The following is a 15079-nucleotide window of genomic DNA, read 5'->3' as shown; positions in this document are numbered from 1 at the left end:
CGATCTGGGAGCACCACGTGAGTCGGGCCGCAGCTGCGCCGTTTCCGCCGGATCGACGGGGGGTGGTCGCGTCCGCCGGGGCTGCCCGCGCCGGCGGCGCCGCCCGGGCGGTGACCCGGACCCTGAGCGACGACCCGCTGGGCGGCACGGTACGGCGTACCGTGCTGCCCAGCGGGCTGCGCGTGCTCACCGAGGCGATCCCGGCGATGCGCAGCGTGTCGTTCGGCATCTGGGTGGCGGTGGGCTCCCGGGACGAGACCGGCCCCCAGTCCGGTGCCGCGCACTTCCTGGAGCACCTGCTCTTCAAGGGCACCCGCAAGCGCAGCGCGCTGGAGATCTCCTCGGCGATCGAGGCGGTGGGCGGCGAGACCAACGCCTTCACCACCAAGGAGTACACCTGCTACTACGCGCGGGTGCTCGACGAGGACCTGCCGCTGGCCATCGACGTGATGTGCGACCTGGTCGCCGACTCGGTGCTCGACCCGGCCGACGTGGAGACCGAGCGGGGCGTGATCCTCGAGGAGATCGCCATGCACGACGACGAGCCCGGCGACGAGGTGCACGACCTGTTCGCCCGGGCCGTCTACGGTGACCACCCGCTCGGCCGGTTGATCTCCGGCACCGAGGAGACGGTCACCCCGATGACCCGGCGGCAGATCCAGGGCTTCTACCGGCGCCGCTACGTCGCGCCGCAGATCGTCATCGCCGCCGCCGGCAACCTGGACCACGCCGCCGTGGTCAAGCTGGTCCGCCAGGCGCTGCGCGGCACCCCGCTGGACACCGAAGCGGCGTCGCCGGCGCCGCACCGGCCGGCCACCCCGGCGGTACGCACGAAGGTCGCCACCACCCTGGTCGAGCCGAAGGAGACCGAGCAGGCGCACGTCATCCTCGGCTGCCCCGGCATCGACCGCACCGACGGGCGGCGGTTCGCCCTCGGCGTGCTCAACAACGTGCTCGGCGGCGGCATGTCGAGCCGGCTGTTCCAGGAGATCCGGGAGCGCCGCGGCCTGGCCTACTCGGTCTACTCCTACGCCAGCCAGTACGCCGACACCGGCCTGTTCGCGGTCTACGCCGGCTGCGCGCCGGGCAAGGTCGACGAGGTGCTGGAGCTGACCCGGGCCGAGCTGGCCCGGGTGGCCGCCGAGGGGCTGACCGAGGCCGAGGTGGCCCGGGGCAAGGGCATGTCGAAGGGGTCGTTCGTGCTCGGCCTGGAGGACACCGGCTCGCGGATGAGCCGGCTGGCCAAGGGCGAGCTGCTCTACGGCGACCTGATGCCGGTCGACGAGCTGCTCAGCCGGGTGGACGCGGTCACCGTGGACGACGTCAACACCCTCGCCGCCGAGCTGCTGAGCCGGCCGATGTCGCTGGCCGTGGTCGGCCCGTTCGGCGAGCACGACTTCGTCGCCCGCTGACCGCCGCCCGCCCCGGTGCCGTTCACACCGCGGCGCTCAGGGCCGGTGCCGGCCGGTCGCGGGTCGGGTCCGGTGCCGGCGGGACGGTGGCCCACCCGCGGGGTGACGGCGTCCCGATTGGGATAGGTTGTGCCCCGTGACTGACGAGCAGGAGAAGGGCGCGGCCGAGCCGATCCGGGTCGGCGTGCTGGGCGCCCGCGGCCGGATGGGCGTCGAGGTGTGCAAGGCCGTCGACGCCGCTGCCGACATGGAGTTGGTGGCCATGGTCGACCAGGGCGACGGCCTGTTCGCCGCCTCCGACGCCGGCGCCGAGGTGGTCGTCGACTTCACCACCCCGGACGTCGTCATGGACAACCTGCACTGGTGCATCGACCAGGGCATCAACGCGGTGGTCGGCACCACCGGCTTCACCGCGCAGCGGCTGGAGCGGGTGCGCGGTTGGCTGGCCCGCAAGCCCGGGGTCGGCGTGGTGATCGCACCCAACTTCGGCATCGGCGCGGTGCTGATGATGCAGTTCGCCGCGCGGGCGGCCCGGCACTTCGAGTCGGTCGAGATCGTCGAGCAGCACCACCCCCGCAAGCTGGACGCGCCGAGCGGCACCGCCACGCACACCGCCCGGCTGATCGCCGCGGCCCGCGCCGAGGCCGGGCTCGGTCCGGCGCCGGACGCGACCAGGGACGAGGTCGCCGGCGCCCGGGGCGCCGACGTCGACGGGGTACGCGTGCACGCGGTACGCGCCACCGGGCTGGTCGCCCACCAGGAGGTGCTCTTCGGCACCACCGGCGAGACGCTGACCATCCGGCACGACTCGTACGACCGGGCCTCGTTCATGCCCGGCGTGCTGCTGGCCGTGCGCGCGGTGCGCGACCGGCCCGGCCTGACCGTCGGCCTGGACGCCCTGCTGGACTGAATCCGCTGGCCGGATCCCGGGGCGGCCCCTACGCTGCCCCGGTGATCGATTCGGGAGAACGGGACCGGGCCGGGCGCCGGGTCACCCTGCGGCCGGTGGACGACGAGAACTGGCGGGCGGTGGCCGACGTCGCCCCCCGCGACGACCAGCGGGAGTGGGTGCCCGCGCTGGCGGCCCGCTACCTGCTGCTGACCACCCGCTCCGAGGTGTGGAACTCGCTCGCCGTGTACGCGGACGAGACGGTGACCGGCCACGTCATGTGGGGGGTGGACGGCGACGGCTCGCGCTGGATCGGCGGGATGATCGTCGACGCCGCCGAGCAGGGCCGGGGTGTCGGTCGCGCCGCCGTGGCCACCCTCGCCGGCTGGCTGGCCGCCCAGGGTGAGCCGGTCCGGCTCTCGTACCACCCGGACAACACCGACGCGGCCCGCCTCTACACGGCCCTCGGCTTCCGGCCCACCGGGGTGATGGAGGACGACGAACTGGTCGCCGAACTGGCTACGCCCGGCCGCTGACCCGGCCGGCGATCGGGTCACCCCTTTCCGTGATCTTGCGCTGTCCGCCCCTCCACCCGGGCGGACCCGCCCGATGCGCCCGGGCGCCAGGCGCAGGATCGCGGGGTCAGTCGGTGGGGACGGGGTCGGTGGGGACGGCGACGTGGAGGCGGAGCTGGGGGACCAGCAGGTCGTCGACGTCGAGGGCGCGGGTGGCGCCGTCCGGTTCCCAGCCGGTGCTGGTGAGGAACTTCCGGGTCGCCTCGTCGGCGTCGAACGCCCAGGCCACCGCCCGGGCGAAGCCGTCTTCCCGCCACAGGTCCACGCTGGCGGCGAGCAGCCGGCTGCCGTGCCCGCGCCGCCCCCAGCGCGGCTCCACCAGCAGGTCGGTCACCGCCACCACGTCCGCGCCGAGGGCCTCGGCCGGCTCGCCCGGCGCGAGCGCCTCGGCGTCGGCCGGACCGGAGGCGGCGAACCCCACCAGATACGATTGCTCGGCCTGTTCGACGGCGACCAGCACCCGGTGGCTGGGCGACGGCGCCTCCTGCACCGCTGCGCTCCACCGCCGGGCGAGCCACGCCTCGTCCAGGTTGTCGAGCACATGCCGGGGCAGGATCCGGCGATAGGCGACCCGCCAGGTCGCGAGCTGGATGCGTGCGATCTCGCCGGCGTCCTCCGGACGCGCCGGGCGGACGTACCCGAGAGCCATGGGACGGAAGCCTACGCAGGGCGAGGGAGGCGACGGTGGCCCAGGGTGCCAGAAGGACGGCGGCGCAGGTCGTCGGCGTGGTCGCGCTCGCCGTCGCGGTGACCGCCTTCCTCTCCGTGGCCGCCGTCCGGCACGGCTTCTTCGACCTCAAGGTCTACTACGGCGCGCTCACCTGGTGGGTGCACGACGGCGGGGAGATCTACGACTTCCTCAAGCCGGGCACCCAGTACGGCTTCACCTACCCGCCGTTCGCCGCCCTGGTCATGCTGCCGATGGCGTACCTGCCGTGGCTGGCGGCGATCACCGTGAGCGTGACCGCCAGCGTGCTGACCAGCGCCGTGCTGATCTTCTGGCTGCTCGACCCGGTCGCCCGCCGGGCCGGGTGGACCCGCTGGTTCGCCCTGGCGGTCGCGCTCTGCCTGGCCGCCGCGTACGAGCCGATGCGCGAGACTGTCAACTTCGGCCAGGTCAACACGCTGTTGCTCTTCCTGGTCGCGGTCGACCTGCTGCGGCTGCTGCCCGGCGGCAGCCGGTGGGCCGGGGTGGGCATCGGCCTGGCCACCGCGATCAAGCTGACCCCCGGCATCTTCATCGTCTACCTGCTGGTCACCCGCCGCTGGCGGGCGGCGGTCACCGCGATGGTCACCGCCACCGTGGCCACCCTGGTCGCCGCCGCGCTCTTCCCGGACGCCTCCCGGGAGTTCTGGACCGAGGCGTTGTGGAACACCGGGCGGGTGGGCGAGCTGGCGTTCGTCTCCAACCAGTCGCTGCGCGGCGTGGTGGCCCGGCTCGACCCGGAGCAGCCGAGCACCCTGGCCTGGCTGGTGCTGGTGGCCGCCACGGTGGCGCTGTGGGCGTGGCGCTCCCGGGCCGCGGCCGCCGCCGGCGACGAGGCGACCGGCCTGGCCCTGACCGGCGCGGTGATGTGCCTGGTCAGCCCGGTCACCTGGGTGCACCACCTGGTCTGGCTGCTGCCCGGGCTGATCCTGCTGGTCGACAGCGGCATGGCCGCGCCGGCCCGCAGCCGCCGGCGCCGGCTGCTGCTGGTCGCCGCCACCGTCGGGTACGCCTTCCTGACCAGCCGGATCGTCTGGGCCTGGGAGAAGGACTTCACCGGGGTGGACGGCTTCCTCGGCGCCAACACCTACGTCTGGATCAGCCTGGCCCTGCTGGCGTTCCTGCCGATCCGCCGCCCGGCGGCGCCGGCGGGGTCAGTCGTCGAGCCGGCCGGCGTACCGCAGCTCGACGAGCCCGACCGGCGGGCGGCCACCGGCGAGCGGCACCCGGTAGGTCGATCGCTCACCGTCCGGTGACAGCCCGGCCCGCTGGTAGAACCGGCGGGCCCGGTGGTTGCCGGCCAGCACCCAGAGCCGGTACTCGACCCAGCCGCGCTCGCGCAGCCCGGCGCGGGCGGCAGCGAGCAGCGTCCGGGCCGTGCCGTCGCCCCAGTGCGCCGGCTCGACGTACATCGCCACCACCTCCCCGTGCGCCGGGTCGAGGTCGCCCCGGTCCTGGTCGTTGCGGTACGGGCCGAACGTGGTGAAGCCGGCGAGCACCCCGTCGACCTCGGCGAGCAGCGTGGTGAACGGGTGCTCCGGGTCGGCGGTGCCGAGGTCGCGGCGGCGCTGCGCCCAGGCCGCCACGTTCAGCCGGGCCAGCACCTCCTCCGGCATCAGCCCGGCGTACCCGGCCTGCCAGCCGTGCACGTGCACCCGGGCGACCGCCTCCGCGTCCTCGGGCTCCTCCCGGCGGATGGTGAGCATGTGTCCGTTCTATGCCGGCCCGGGCGTCCGGTCCAGCGGCCGCTCCGGTGTCGCAGGCGTGGATTAACCTCGCCGACGATGACCGCACCGGAATCACTCTCGCTCGCCCAGGCCCGCCGCGTGGCGCTCGCCGCCCAGGGCTTCGCCGACCCCGCGCCCACCGGGGCACCCACCCGCCGGCACCTGCGCCGGGTGCTCGACCGGGTCGGGCTGATCCAGATGGATTCGGTCAACGTGCTGCAACGCGCGCACTACCTGCCGCTCTACAGCCGGCTCGGGCCGTACCCGACCACCCTGCTCGACACCGCCGCCTACCGCCGGCCCCGGGAGCTGTTCGAGTACTGGGGGCACGAGGCGTCGCTGGTGCCGGTCGGGCTGCACCCGGCGCTGCGCTGGCGGATGGCCCGGGCGCACAGCGAGTCCTGGGGCGGCATGCGGCGGATCGCCGAGGAGCAGCCCGAGCTGGTCGCCTGGGTCCGCGACGAGGTCGCCGCCCGGGGCCCGCTGACCGCCGCCGAGATCGAGCACGACGCTCCCCGGGAGACCGGCAACTGGGGGTGGAACTGGTCGGCGGTGAAGCGCGCCCTGGAGTTCCTGTTCTGGGCCGGCGAGGTGACCGCCGCCGAGCGCACCACCTCCTTCGCCCGCCGCTACGACCTGCCCGAACGGGTGCTGCCCGCGGCCGCGCTCGACGCGCCCACGCCGACCGACGCCGAGGCGTACCGCACGCTGGTGGCGATCGCCGCCCGGTCGCTCGGGGTGGCGGCCGAGCCGGAGCTGCGCGACTACTTCCGCCTCCCGCTGGCCGGCGCCCGGCAGGCGATCGCCGAGCTGGCCGAGGCCGGCGAGCTGCTGCCGGTCACCGTGGCGGGCTGGCGGCAGCCGGCCTGGCTGCACGCGCAGGCCCGCCTGCCCCGCTGGATCCGCGGCAACACCCTGGTCAGCCCGTTCGACCCGCTGATCTGGGAACGGGCCCGCACCGAGCGGCTCTTCGACTTCAGCTACCGGATCGAGATCTACGTGCCGGCGCCGCAGCGGGTCTACGGCTACTACGTGCTGCCCTTCCTCCAGGGCGACCGGTTCACCGCCCGGGTCGACCTGAAGGCCGACCGCAAGGCCCGGGTGCTGCAGGTGCCGGCGGCCTGGGCGGAGCCGGGCGCCGACCCGGGGGAGACGGCGGTCGCGCTCGCCGCCGAGCTCTACCGGCTCGCCGGCTGGCTCGGCCTGGACGCGGTGGCGCCGCCCGCCGCCGGTGACCTGGCCGCCCCGCTGGCCGCCGCGCTGGTGGGCGTCGCCGGTGTACGGTGAGCGCGTGACGAGCGTTGACGGACCGGTCGGCCAACCGCAGTCGCCGACCAGCGCCCCGGACGCCCCGGCGTGGCCCGCGGGCCAGGTGCCGCCCTACCCGGTCGCCGAACCCGACCGGCTCACCCGGTTCGTGACCCGGCTCTACGAGCGTTCGCCGCGCTGGGTGGTGCCGCTGGCCGCGGTCGGCTGCGTCGGCGCCGCCATCGGCTACACGCTGCTCAGCGACCCGACCCGGTCGGCGCCGGACGCCGCGCCGACCTGCCTGCTGAAGCTGACCACCGGCCTGGACTGCCCCGGCTGCGGCGGCACGCGGGCAGCCTGGTACCTGCTGCACGCCGACCTGCCGGCCGCCGCCCGGCACCACTTCCTGTTCGTCTTCGCGGTGCCCTTCCTGGCGTACCTCTTCGTCGCCTGGGCCGGCCGGCAGGCGTTCGGCTGGCGGCTGCCGGAGCTGCGGATCAGCCCCAAGGTGATCGGTGGCTTCCTCGGCCTCTGGCTGGCCTTCTCGGTGCTGCGCAACCTGCCCTGGGCCCCGTTCACCTCGCTCTACGTCTGAGACGTCGGCAGCACGAACGCCGGCACGCCGCCGGCAGCCGGCTGGTCGGCCCGCCGCAATTGCCACGGCCCGCGGACGTCGAGCCACCGCCTCTCGTCCGGACGCTTCCGAGCTGCCCCACGGATGGGACCACCCGTCCCGGTGCGGCGCTCGCCGGGCGTGGTCCTGTTGCCGGGGCAGCTCGATAGGACAGCTGCCAGGGGTGGCGTCCATCGCGGCCGGGACAGCGGACCCGCCGTGGACGGGGCCAGCGCGGCAGCACCAGCGCCGCGGGCGCCGGATCGAACCGAGATCTTGACCACTCCGGCTGCCGTCCACGGGACTGCGGGCGGCATTCCGCCTGGCTGGCGGCTTTCCGCCCCGCGCGCCCCAGTTTTCCCGCGGGCCGCGCGCCAGTACAGTCCGAGGCATGCCGGACATGGTGCAGCCGCAGGTGAAGTTGATCGCGTGGACCCACTTCGAGGCGCCGGACGACGTCCCGTGGTCGACCGACGCCGAGGGCGGCCAGGCGCTCGCCGAGTTCGCCGGCCGGGCCTGCTACCAGAGCTGGAAGAAGCCCAACCCGGCCACCGCCACCAACGCCGGCTACCTGGCGCACATCCTGGAGGTCGGGCACCTCTCGGTGCTGGAGCACGGCTCGGTCAGCTTCTACTTCTCCGGGGTGTCCCGGTCGTTCACCCACGAGCTGATCCGGCACCGGCACTTCTCGTACTCGCAGCTGTCTCAGCGGTACGTGCCGGAGCGGGACGCCGCCATGGTCGAACCGACCGTGATCGCCGAGGACCCGGAGCTGCACAAGAAGTTCGTCGAGGCCGCCGAGGCCAGCGTGCGGGCGTACAACGAGTTGCTGGAGGGGCTGGAGCGACGCTTCTCCGACGTGGAGAACGCCACCCTGCGGCGCAAGCAGGCCCGGCAGGCGGCCCGCGCGGTGCTGCCCAACGCCACCGAGACCCGGATCGTGGTCACCGGCAACTACCGCGCCTGGCGGCACTTCATCGCCATGCGCGCCACCGAGCAGGCCGACGTCGAGATCCGCGAGCTGGCCGTGGAGTGCCTGCGCCAGCTCCAGCGGGTCGCCCCGAACGTCTTCGCCGATTTCGTCATCTCGACCCTGCCGGACGGCACCGAGGTGGCGGCCAGCCCGCACGCCCAGCTCTCCTGAGCCCTTCCCCGGCGGCGGCCCGGTGGTCGTCCGCTAGGTTGGATGGCATGACGCACGACCACCCTGACACCCCCGCCCGGGCGGTGTCCCGCCCGTTCGGGCGAGTGCTCACGGCGATGGTGACCCCGTTCACCGCCGACGGCTCGCTCGACCTCGACGGCGCCGCCCGACTGGCGAACCACCTGGTCGACGAGCAGGGCAACGACGCGCTGGTGGTCAACGGCACCACCGGCGAGTCGCCGACCACCACCGACGCGGAGAAGGAGCGCCTGATCCGGGTCGTCGTGGAGACGGTCGGCGACCGGGCCAGCGTGGTGGCCGGGGTGGGCACCAACGACACCCGGCACACCATCGAGCTGGCCGCCGCCGCCGAGAAGGCCGGCGCGAACGGCCTGCTGGTGGTCTCCCCGTACTACAACAAGCCGCCGCAGAGCGGGCTGCTGCGCCACTTCACAGCGGTCGCGGACGCCACCGGCCTGCCGGTGATGCTCTACGACATCCCGCACCGGGCGGGTGTGGCGATCGCCACCGAGACGATGGTCCGGCTCGCCGAGCACGCCCGGATCGTGGCGGTCAAGGACGCCAAGGGCGACCTCACCGCGACCAGCTGGGTGACCAGCCGCACCAACCTCGCCTTCTACAGCGGCGAGGACTCGCTCACCCTGCCCGCGCTCTCGGTGGGCGCCGTCGGCGTGGTCGGCACCTCGACCCACTTCACCGGCGCGCTGACCAAGCGGATGATCGAGGCGTACGACGCGGGGGACACCGGCACCGCGCTGGAGCTGCACCGGCGGCTGCTGCCGCTGTACACCGGCATCTTCCGGACCCAGGGCGTGATCCTGGTCAAGGCCGGCCTCGCCGCCCAGGGCCTGCCGGCCGGCCCGGTCCGCCCGCCGCTGGTGGACGCCACCGACGACGAACTGGCCCAGCTGCGCGCGGACTGCGCGGCGGCGGGCCTGGCACTACCCGAATGACCGAACGACACGACGGACGCCGGGCGACGGCGTCCCAGAATGAGGTGGACGCGTGACCGAGGCGCACATGACGGCGGAACTCCCCCCGCCGCTGCCGGAGGGTGGACTGCGGATCATCCCGCTCGGTGGGCTCGGCGCCATCGGCCGCAACATGACAGTCTTCGAGTACGACGGCAAGCTGCTCGTCGTCGACTGCGGGGTGCTCTTCCCGGACGTGGAGCAGCCCGGCGTCGACCTGATCCTGCCCGACTTCGGCCCGATCCTGGACCGGCTCGACGACGTGCAGGCGATCGTGCTCACCCACGGCCACGAGGACCACATCGGCGCGGTGCCCTACCTGCTCGCCCACAAGCCGGACATCCCGCTGGTCGGCTCGCAGTTCACCCTCGCCCTGGTCGAGGCGAAGCTGGCCGAGCGGCGGATCCAGCCGTACACGCTGACCGTGCGGGAGGGGGGCCGGGAGCGGCTCGGCCCGTTCGAGTGCGAGTTCTTCGCGGTGAACCACTCGATCCCGGACGCGCTCGCGGTGGCCATCCGTACCCCGGCCGGCCTGGTGCTGCACACCGGCGACTTCAAGATGGACCAGCTTCCGCTGGACGGCCGGATCACCGACCTGGCCGGCTTCGCCCGGCTCGGCGCCGAGGGCGTGGACCTGCTGCTCTCCGACAGCACCAACGCGGAGATCCCCGGCTTCGTCACCCCGGAGCGGGAGATCGGGCCGGTGCTCGACTCGATCTTCCAGAAGGCGCGCGGCCGGATCATCGTCGCCTCGTTCGCCTCGCACGTGCACCGGGTGCAGCAGGTCTTCGACTCCGCCGCCGAGCACGGCCGCAAGGTCGCGCTGATCGGCCGGTCCATGGTCCGCAACATGGGCATCGCCCGCGACCTGGGGCTGCTCAACATCCCCGCCGGCCTGGTCGTCGGGATCGAGGAGGCCACCACGCTGCCGCCGGAGCAGATCGTGCTGATGTCCACCGGTTCGCAGGGTGAGCCGATGAGCGCGCTGGGCCGGATGGCCAGCGGCGACCACCGGCACATCACCATCGCCCCCGGCGACACAGTGGTGCTCGCCAGCTCGCTGGTGCCCGGCAACGAGACCTCGGTCTACCGGGTGATCAACCGGCTGGCCCGGGCCGGCGCGGTGGTGGTGCACAAGGACGTTGCCAAGGTGCACGTCTCCGGCCACGCCCCCGCCGGTGAGCTGCTCTACCTGCTCAACGTGGTGCGGCCCAGCAACCTGATGCCGGTGCACGGCGAGTGGCGCCACCTGCGCGCCCACGCCCGGCTCGGCATCGAGTCCGGGGTGGCGGCGGACCGGGTGGTGCTCTGCGAGGACGGCGACGTGGTCGACCTGGTCGAGGGCCGGGCCAGCCTGGTCGGGCACGTGAAGAGCCGCTACGTCTACGTCGACGGCCTCGCCGTCGGCGACGTCAGCGAGTCGCTGCTCACCGAGCGGCGGATCCTCGGCGACGGCGGCTTCATCGCCGCCACCGTGGTGGTCGACTCGGTCACCGGCAAGGTGGTCGGCGGGCCGACCGTCTCGGCGAAGGGCTTCTCCGAGGACCCGGAGGCGTTCAATCCGGTGGTTCCGCTGGTCACCGAGGCGCTGAACCGGGCCGCGGCGGACGGCATCACCGACCCGCACCAGCTCCAGCAGATCGTCCGGCGCACCGTGGGGCGGTGGGTGAACGACGCGTACCGCCGGCGGCCCATGATCGTGCCGACCGTCGTCGAGGTCTGACCGATCCGGATCGTTTCCGGCCGTCGTTCAACCGTCCGCCCCCGTCCGCCCGTACTCCGTCCCGGCAGGCCTGACCAGGCCGGCCGGGAGGAGCGTGGCGGATGGACCGCAGACGGATGACAGCCATCGGTGTCCTGGTGGCGACGGCGGGAGCGGCGGCGGCGGTGACGCTGCCCGCGCTGGCCGGGGAGGGCACCACCCCACCGGCGGACCGGACCGGTGGCGCGGCCACCGGGGTCGCCCCGGAGGTGCTCGACGCCCTGCGGCGGGACCTGTCGCTCAGCCCGGAGCAGGTGGTCGACCGGCTGCGCAGCGAACGCCAGGCGGCCGGGGCGGTGGCCCGGCTGCGCACCGAACTCGGCGCCGACTACGGCGGCAGCTGGCTGAGCGCGGACGGCCGCCAGCTGACCGTGGCGGTCGCCGACCCGGCCGGCGCCGACCGGGTACGCGCCGCCGGCGCGGTGCCCAAGCAGGTGACCCGGGGCGTCGGCGAGCTGGACGCGGTCAAGCGCCGGCTGGACCGGGCCGGCGCCCAGGCCAGCCCGGACCTGGCCGGCTGGTACGTGGACGTGGCCGACAACCGCGTCGTGGTGCTCGCCCGGCCGGGCGCCGAGGCGGCCGGCCGGCGGTTCGCCGCCGCCGGCGGGGCCGCCGCGGACGCGGTCACCGTGCGGACCGTGGCGGAGGAGCCGCGGCTGCTGTTCGACGTGCGCGGCGGGGACGCGTACTTCATCAACAACGCCGGCCGCTGCTCGGTCGGCTTCTCGGTGGTCGGCGGGTTCGTCACGGCCGGGCACTGCGGCCGGCCGGGGGACCGGACCACCGGCTCGAACCGGGTCGCCCAGGGCACCTTCCGCGCCTCGTCCTTCCCCGGCGACGACTGGGCGTTCGTCGAGGTGAACGGCGACTGGACGCCGCAGGGCGTGGTGAACGACTTCAACGGCGGCACGGTGCCGGTGGCCGGCTCGCAGGAGGCGCCGATCGGGGCGTCCATCTGCCGGTCCGGCTCCACCACCGGCACCCGCTGCGGGGTGATCCAGGCCCGCAACGCCACTGTCAACTACCCGGAGGGCACGGTCACCGGGCTGACCCGTACCAACGTCTGCGCCGAGCCGGGCGACTCCGGCGGCGCCTGGCTCTCCGGCGACCAGGCCCAGGGCGTCACCTCCGGCGGCTCGGGCGACTGCACCCGGGGCGGGGTCACCTTCTTCCAGCCGGTCAACGAGATCCTCGCCGCCAACCGGCTGACCCTGGTCACCGCCGACGGCGGCGAGGTGCCCCCGCCCTCCGGGCCGGCCGAGCCGCCGGCCACCACCCCGCCGCCGACGACGCCGCCGGCCCCGCCGGCCGGCGGCGACACCGACTGCACCGGGCAGGTCACCCGGGCCGGCTCGCTGGCCGCCGGGCGGAGCCAGACCCAGCCCGACGGCCGCTGGTTCCGCGCCCCGGCCGGCCCGCAGCGAGCCTGCCTGGACGCCCCGGACGGGGCCACCTTCGCGCTGACCCTGCAACGCTGGACCGGCACCGGCTGGCGGACCGTGGCCCGCGCCGACACGAACGGGGCGGCGGCGGCCCAACTGGCCACCGAGGGCCAGGCCGGCGCCTACCGCTACCGGGTGACCGCGCTGCGCGGCTCGGGCGACTACACGCTGGCGTTCTCCGCCGGCTGACCCACCCGGCCGGGCCGGTCGCCGACATCCCGTGCACGTCGGTGACCGGCCCGGAGCCGGGTGCGGTCGACACGGAGACCACCCCTGAGCCGGGGAACGGGTTGCGCGAGTGCCGGGTGGCGGTCTCCGCACGTCGGCCGCAACCCGGCACGCCGTTCGCGCGTCAGGGCAGCGCGGCGACCGCCTCGGCGTACCCGGCGCCGGTGCGCACGGCCGCGTCCAGCAGCACGGCGAGCTGGGCCGGTGCCACCCCGTGCGCCAGGTCGGTGCTCACGTCGCCGGCCAGCGCCAGCTCGCCCCCGAGGTCGTGCACGTACGCCTTCGGCAGCAGCCGGTCGTGGTTCCAGGCGTTGCAGAACGCGTACGCCTCGGCGCGCCGGACGGCCGGCAGCCGGCGCGCGGCGACCACCCGGACGTGCAGGATCTCACCGCGCTCGCCGGCCCGGCGGAACTGGATCAGCGCCTCGCCCCAGCGGCCGAACACCGTGCCGGCACCGTCCACCTCGTACCGGTCGCCGCGCCGCTCCAGCTCGGCCGTGATCATCGCCAGGGTCAGCGGCGCCGGTTCCAGCTCCGCCGGGCCGTCGTCGCCGTCCAGCGGGTCGTCGGGGTCGTCGGGGGCGCCGTCGGCGGGCAGCGGCACCGGGGCGGCCAGCGGCCGCTCGGCCAGCCAGGAGGCGATCCGGCCGGACTGGTGGCCGGTGCCGTTGCGGGCGTCGAAGCTGCCGGCCAGCCGGGTGGCCGTGCCGAGCAGGGTGTGCCCCAGCGTCTCCACGTCCAGCTCGGCCGCCGGTCGCGGGCCGGCGGCGGGGCGGCGCAGCGTGCGGTGGCCCAGTCCCGCCTCGACGGCGAGCGCGCAGAGCAGCGCGCCGGCGGCGGCGAACTCCATCGCGGACAGGTCGTCGGCCGGTCGGTCCAGCCGGGGCAGTTGCTCGGCGAGGATGTCCAGCCCGCGGTCGAGGTGCCCGCCGAGCGCGCAGAACCGCAGGTGCGCCGAGAGGTACGGGAAGGCGGCCGGTTCCCGCCGGTGCCGCCGGTACGCCCGCACGTGCGCGGCGCCGGCCCGCTCCGGCTCGCCGGCCCGCAGCCACGGCAGCAGCGCCGCGGCCAGCGCCCGCTCCGGCTGCTCGGTGCAGGTGAGCGTGCCGTCGAGCGGGTCCCGCAGCTCGTCCAGCGCGGCCGGCCAGTCACCCCAACCGGCGAGCAGGTCGGCGCGGCGGGCCGGCGCGCAGCCGGGACACCCGTCAGCCGGCCCCGGCTCGGCGGCGGTCCACCGGTCGTACCACCGGCGGGCGGTCGGCTCGTCGCCCAGGTGGTCGGCGATCCGGCAGCGCAGCTCCGCGACCACGGCGGCGTCGCCGGCACCCGAGGCGGTCCGCTCGGTCAGGTCGTCCAGCATGGACCGGGCCTGGTCCAGCCCGACCCGGGGCGTGCCGAGCAGCGCCTCCACCGCGTACCGCTGGTAGCGCAGCAGCAGCTCGGCGTCGGCGGCGGGGAGCAGGTCGGGCCGGCGGTCGACGGCGGCCAGGCAACGGCGCACCGGTTCCACCAGCCGCCACCGCTCCCCGTCGCGCAGGTACGCCTCGACCAGCGCGAACCGGGCGGCCACCGCGCAGCGGTCGTCCCCGGCCGCGTCCGCGTGCGCGGCGACGCGTTCCAGCTCGGCGGTCCGGGCCTCGCCGTCGGGCAGGTCCCGCGCGTCGGCGAGCGCGTCGGACAGCGCCGCGTCCGCCGGCCCGGGCCGGCCGGCCCCGCCCGGTGCCGCTCGCTGGCGCTCGCCCCGGCCGGTCACGCGATCACCGCGCCGGGCAGCCGGCGCACCTCGGCGGCGAGCTGGCAGCCGGTGGCGATGCCGCAGTCGAGCAGCTGGTCCAGCTGGTGCGGGGTGACGCCTCGCTCCAGGTCGGCGATCACCTCGCCGCAGACCCGGGCCCGGCCGTCGTCCTCGACGTGCACGAACGCCTTGGGCCAGAGCCGGTCGTGGTTCCAGCCGTTGCAGAACGCGTAGAGCGCGGGGACGTGCTCGATGGAGAAGGTGGGCGCGGCGACGGTGCGCACCTGGAGCAGTTCCCCGGCGGCGCCCAGGCGCAGGAACCAGATCAGGCTGTCGTCCCAGCGGCCGACCAGGTCGCCGTCCGGGTCGCGCTGGACGACGTACCCCCGGCTGCCCAGCACGGCGGCGATCAGCTCGCCGGTCAACGGTCGCAGTTGCCGGGGCGGTCCGGCCAGGGGGCCGTCCGGACCGTCCTCGATCTCCGGCGACGCCATGGGGGCATCCCTTCAGGGGCGAATATCACGGCGGACGGCGAGGTCCGTGCTGCGACGCGCGGACACGACCCGGAAAAGCGGCGATCTGCCGGGTCACGCCGTTAAGTTGATG

At 75.0% G+C, this 15079-nt stretch carries 14 protein-coding genes; 10 read left to right on the top strand and 4 right to left on the bottom strand.

Annotated features, from left to right (window positions below):
- The first annotated feature begins 17 nt into the window (after nucleotides 1-17).
- From Q3W71_RS02650 to Q3W71_RS02640, 3 genes are all read left to right on the top strand, one after another.
- Nucleotides 18-1412: a pitrilysin family protein gene (locus Q3W71_RS02650; RefSeq protein ID WP_302917665.1), complete on the top strand. Its 1395-nt coding sequence runs from the start codon at nucleotides 18-20 to the stop codon at nucleotides 1410-1412.
- A gap of 136 nt (nucleotides 1413-1548) precedes the next feature.
- The gene (gene dapB, locus Q3W71_RS02645; protein WP_302917664.1) at nucleotides 1549-2322 is read left to right on the top strand and encodes a 4-hydroxy-tetrahydrodipicolinate reductase; all 774 of its coding nucleotides are present in this window, start codon (nucleotides 1549-1551) and stop codon (nucleotides 2320-2322) included.
- A gap of 41 nt (nucleotides 2323-2363) precedes the next feature.
- The gene (locus Q3W71_RS02640; protein WP_302917663.1) at nucleotides 2364-2837 is read left to right on the top strand and encodes a GNAT family N-acetyltransferase; all 474 of its coding nucleotides are present in this window, start codon (nucleotides 2364-2366) and stop codon (nucleotides 2835-2837) included.
- A gap of 106 nt (nucleotides 2838-2943) precedes the next feature.
- Here the strand turns inward: Q3W71_RS02640 and Q3W71_RS02635 are convergent, their stop codons facing one another.
- Nucleotides 2944-3525: a GNAT family N-acetyltransferase gene (locus Q3W71_RS02635; protein ID WP_302917662.1), complete on the bottom strand. Its 582-nt coding sequence runs from the start codon at nucleotides 3523-3525 to the stop codon at nucleotides 2944-2946.
- A 35-nt stretch (nucleotides 3526-3560) separates the two neighbouring features.
- On the opposite strand from Q3W71_RS02635, the gene Q3W71_RS02630 reads away from it, so the two are divergent.
- A complete protein-coding gene (locus tag Q3W71_RS02630) occupies nucleotides 3561-4838 on the top strand; it encodes a glycosyltransferase family 87 protein (RefSeq protein ID WP_302917661.1) in 1278 nt (425 codons plus the stop codon).
- Here Q3W71_RS02630 and Q3W71_RS02625 read toward each other — a convergent pair.
- Nucleotides 4737-5288 (bottom strand): GNAT family N-acetyltransferase, encoded by a 552-nt coding sequence (locus tag Q3W71_RS02625; RefSeq protein ID WP_302917660.1) that lies wholly within the window; start codon nucleotides 5286-5288, stop codon nucleotides 4737-4739. The genes Q3W71_RS02630 and Q3W71_RS02625 overlap by 102 nt on opposite strands.
- A 78-nt stretch (nucleotides 5289-5366) precedes the next feature.
- On the opposite strand from Q3W71_RS02625, the gene Q3W71_RS02620 reads away from it, so the two are divergent.
- From Q3W71_RS02620 to Q3W71_RS02595, 6 genes are all read left to right on the top strand, one after another.
- Complete coding sequence (locus Q3W71_RS02620) at nucleotides 5367-6596, top strand: winged helix-turn-helix domain-containing protein (protein WP_302917659.1); 1230 nt, start codon at nucleotides 5367-5369, stop codon at nucleotides 6594-6596.
- 4 nt (nucleotides 6597-6600) lie between these two features.
- Nucleotides 6601-7152: a DUF2752 domain-containing protein gene (locus Q3W71_RS02615; RefSeq protein WP_302917658.1), complete on the top strand. Its 552-nt coding sequence runs from the start codon at nucleotides 6601-6603 to the stop codon at nucleotides 7150-7152.
- Between the two features lie 418 nt (nucleotides 7153-7570).
- Entirely contained in the window at nucleotides 7571-8314 is a 744-nt protein-coding gene (gene thyX, locus Q3W71_RS02610) for an FAD-dependent thymidylate synthase (RefSeq protein ID WP_302918708.1), read from the top strand.
- A gap of 47 nt (nucleotides 8315-8361) precedes the next feature.
- Nucleotides 8362-9288, top strand: coding sequence for a 4-hydroxy-tetrahydrodipicolinate synthase (gene dapA / locus Q3W71_RS02605; RefSeq protein WP_302917657.1), 927 nt, complete (start codon nucleotides 8362-8364; stop codon nucleotides 9286-9288).
- Nucleotides 9289-9340: 52 nt separating this feature from the next.
- On the top strand, nucleotides 9341-11029 hold the full coding sequence (locus Q3W71_RS02600; protein ID WP_302917656.1) for a ribonuclease J: 1689 nt from the start codon (nucleotides 9341-9343) through the stop codon (nucleotides 11027-11029).
- 101 nt (nucleotides 11030-11130) lie between these two features.
- Nucleotides 11131-12699, top strand: coding sequence for a S1 family peptidase (locus Q3W71_RS02595; RefSeq protein ID WP_302917655.1), 1569 nt, complete (start codon nucleotides 11131-11133; stop codon nucleotides 12697-12699).
- Nucleotides 12700-12862: 163 nt separating this feature from the next.
- On the opposite strand, the gene Q3W71_RS02590 is transcribed toward Q3W71_RS02595, so the two are convergent.
- Both Q3W71_RS02590 and Q3W71_RS02585 read right to left on the bottom strand, forming a co-directional pair.
- Entirely contained in the window at nucleotides 12863-14419 is a 1557-nt protein-coding gene (locus Q3W71_RS02590; RefSeq protein ID WP_302918707.1) for a YbjN domain-containing protein, read from the bottom strand.
- A gap of 68 nt (nucleotides 14420-14487) precedes the next feature.
- Nucleotides 14488-14967: a YbjN domain-containing protein gene (locus Q3W71_RS02585; RefSeq protein WP_302917654.1), complete on the bottom strand. Its 480-nt coding sequence runs from the start codon at nucleotides 14965-14967 to the stop codon at nucleotides 14488-14490.
- Between the last annotated feature and the right edge of the window lie 112 nt (nucleotides 14968-15079).

Source organism: Micromonospora sp. C28SCA-DRY-2, from assembly GCF_030519475.1.
Classification (GTDB): Bacteria; Actinomycetota; Actinomycetes; order Mycobacteriales; family Micromonosporaceae; genus Micromonospora.
Note: the sequence above shows the minus strand (reverse complement) of the source record. Positions and strands in the feature narration are given on the sequence as shown.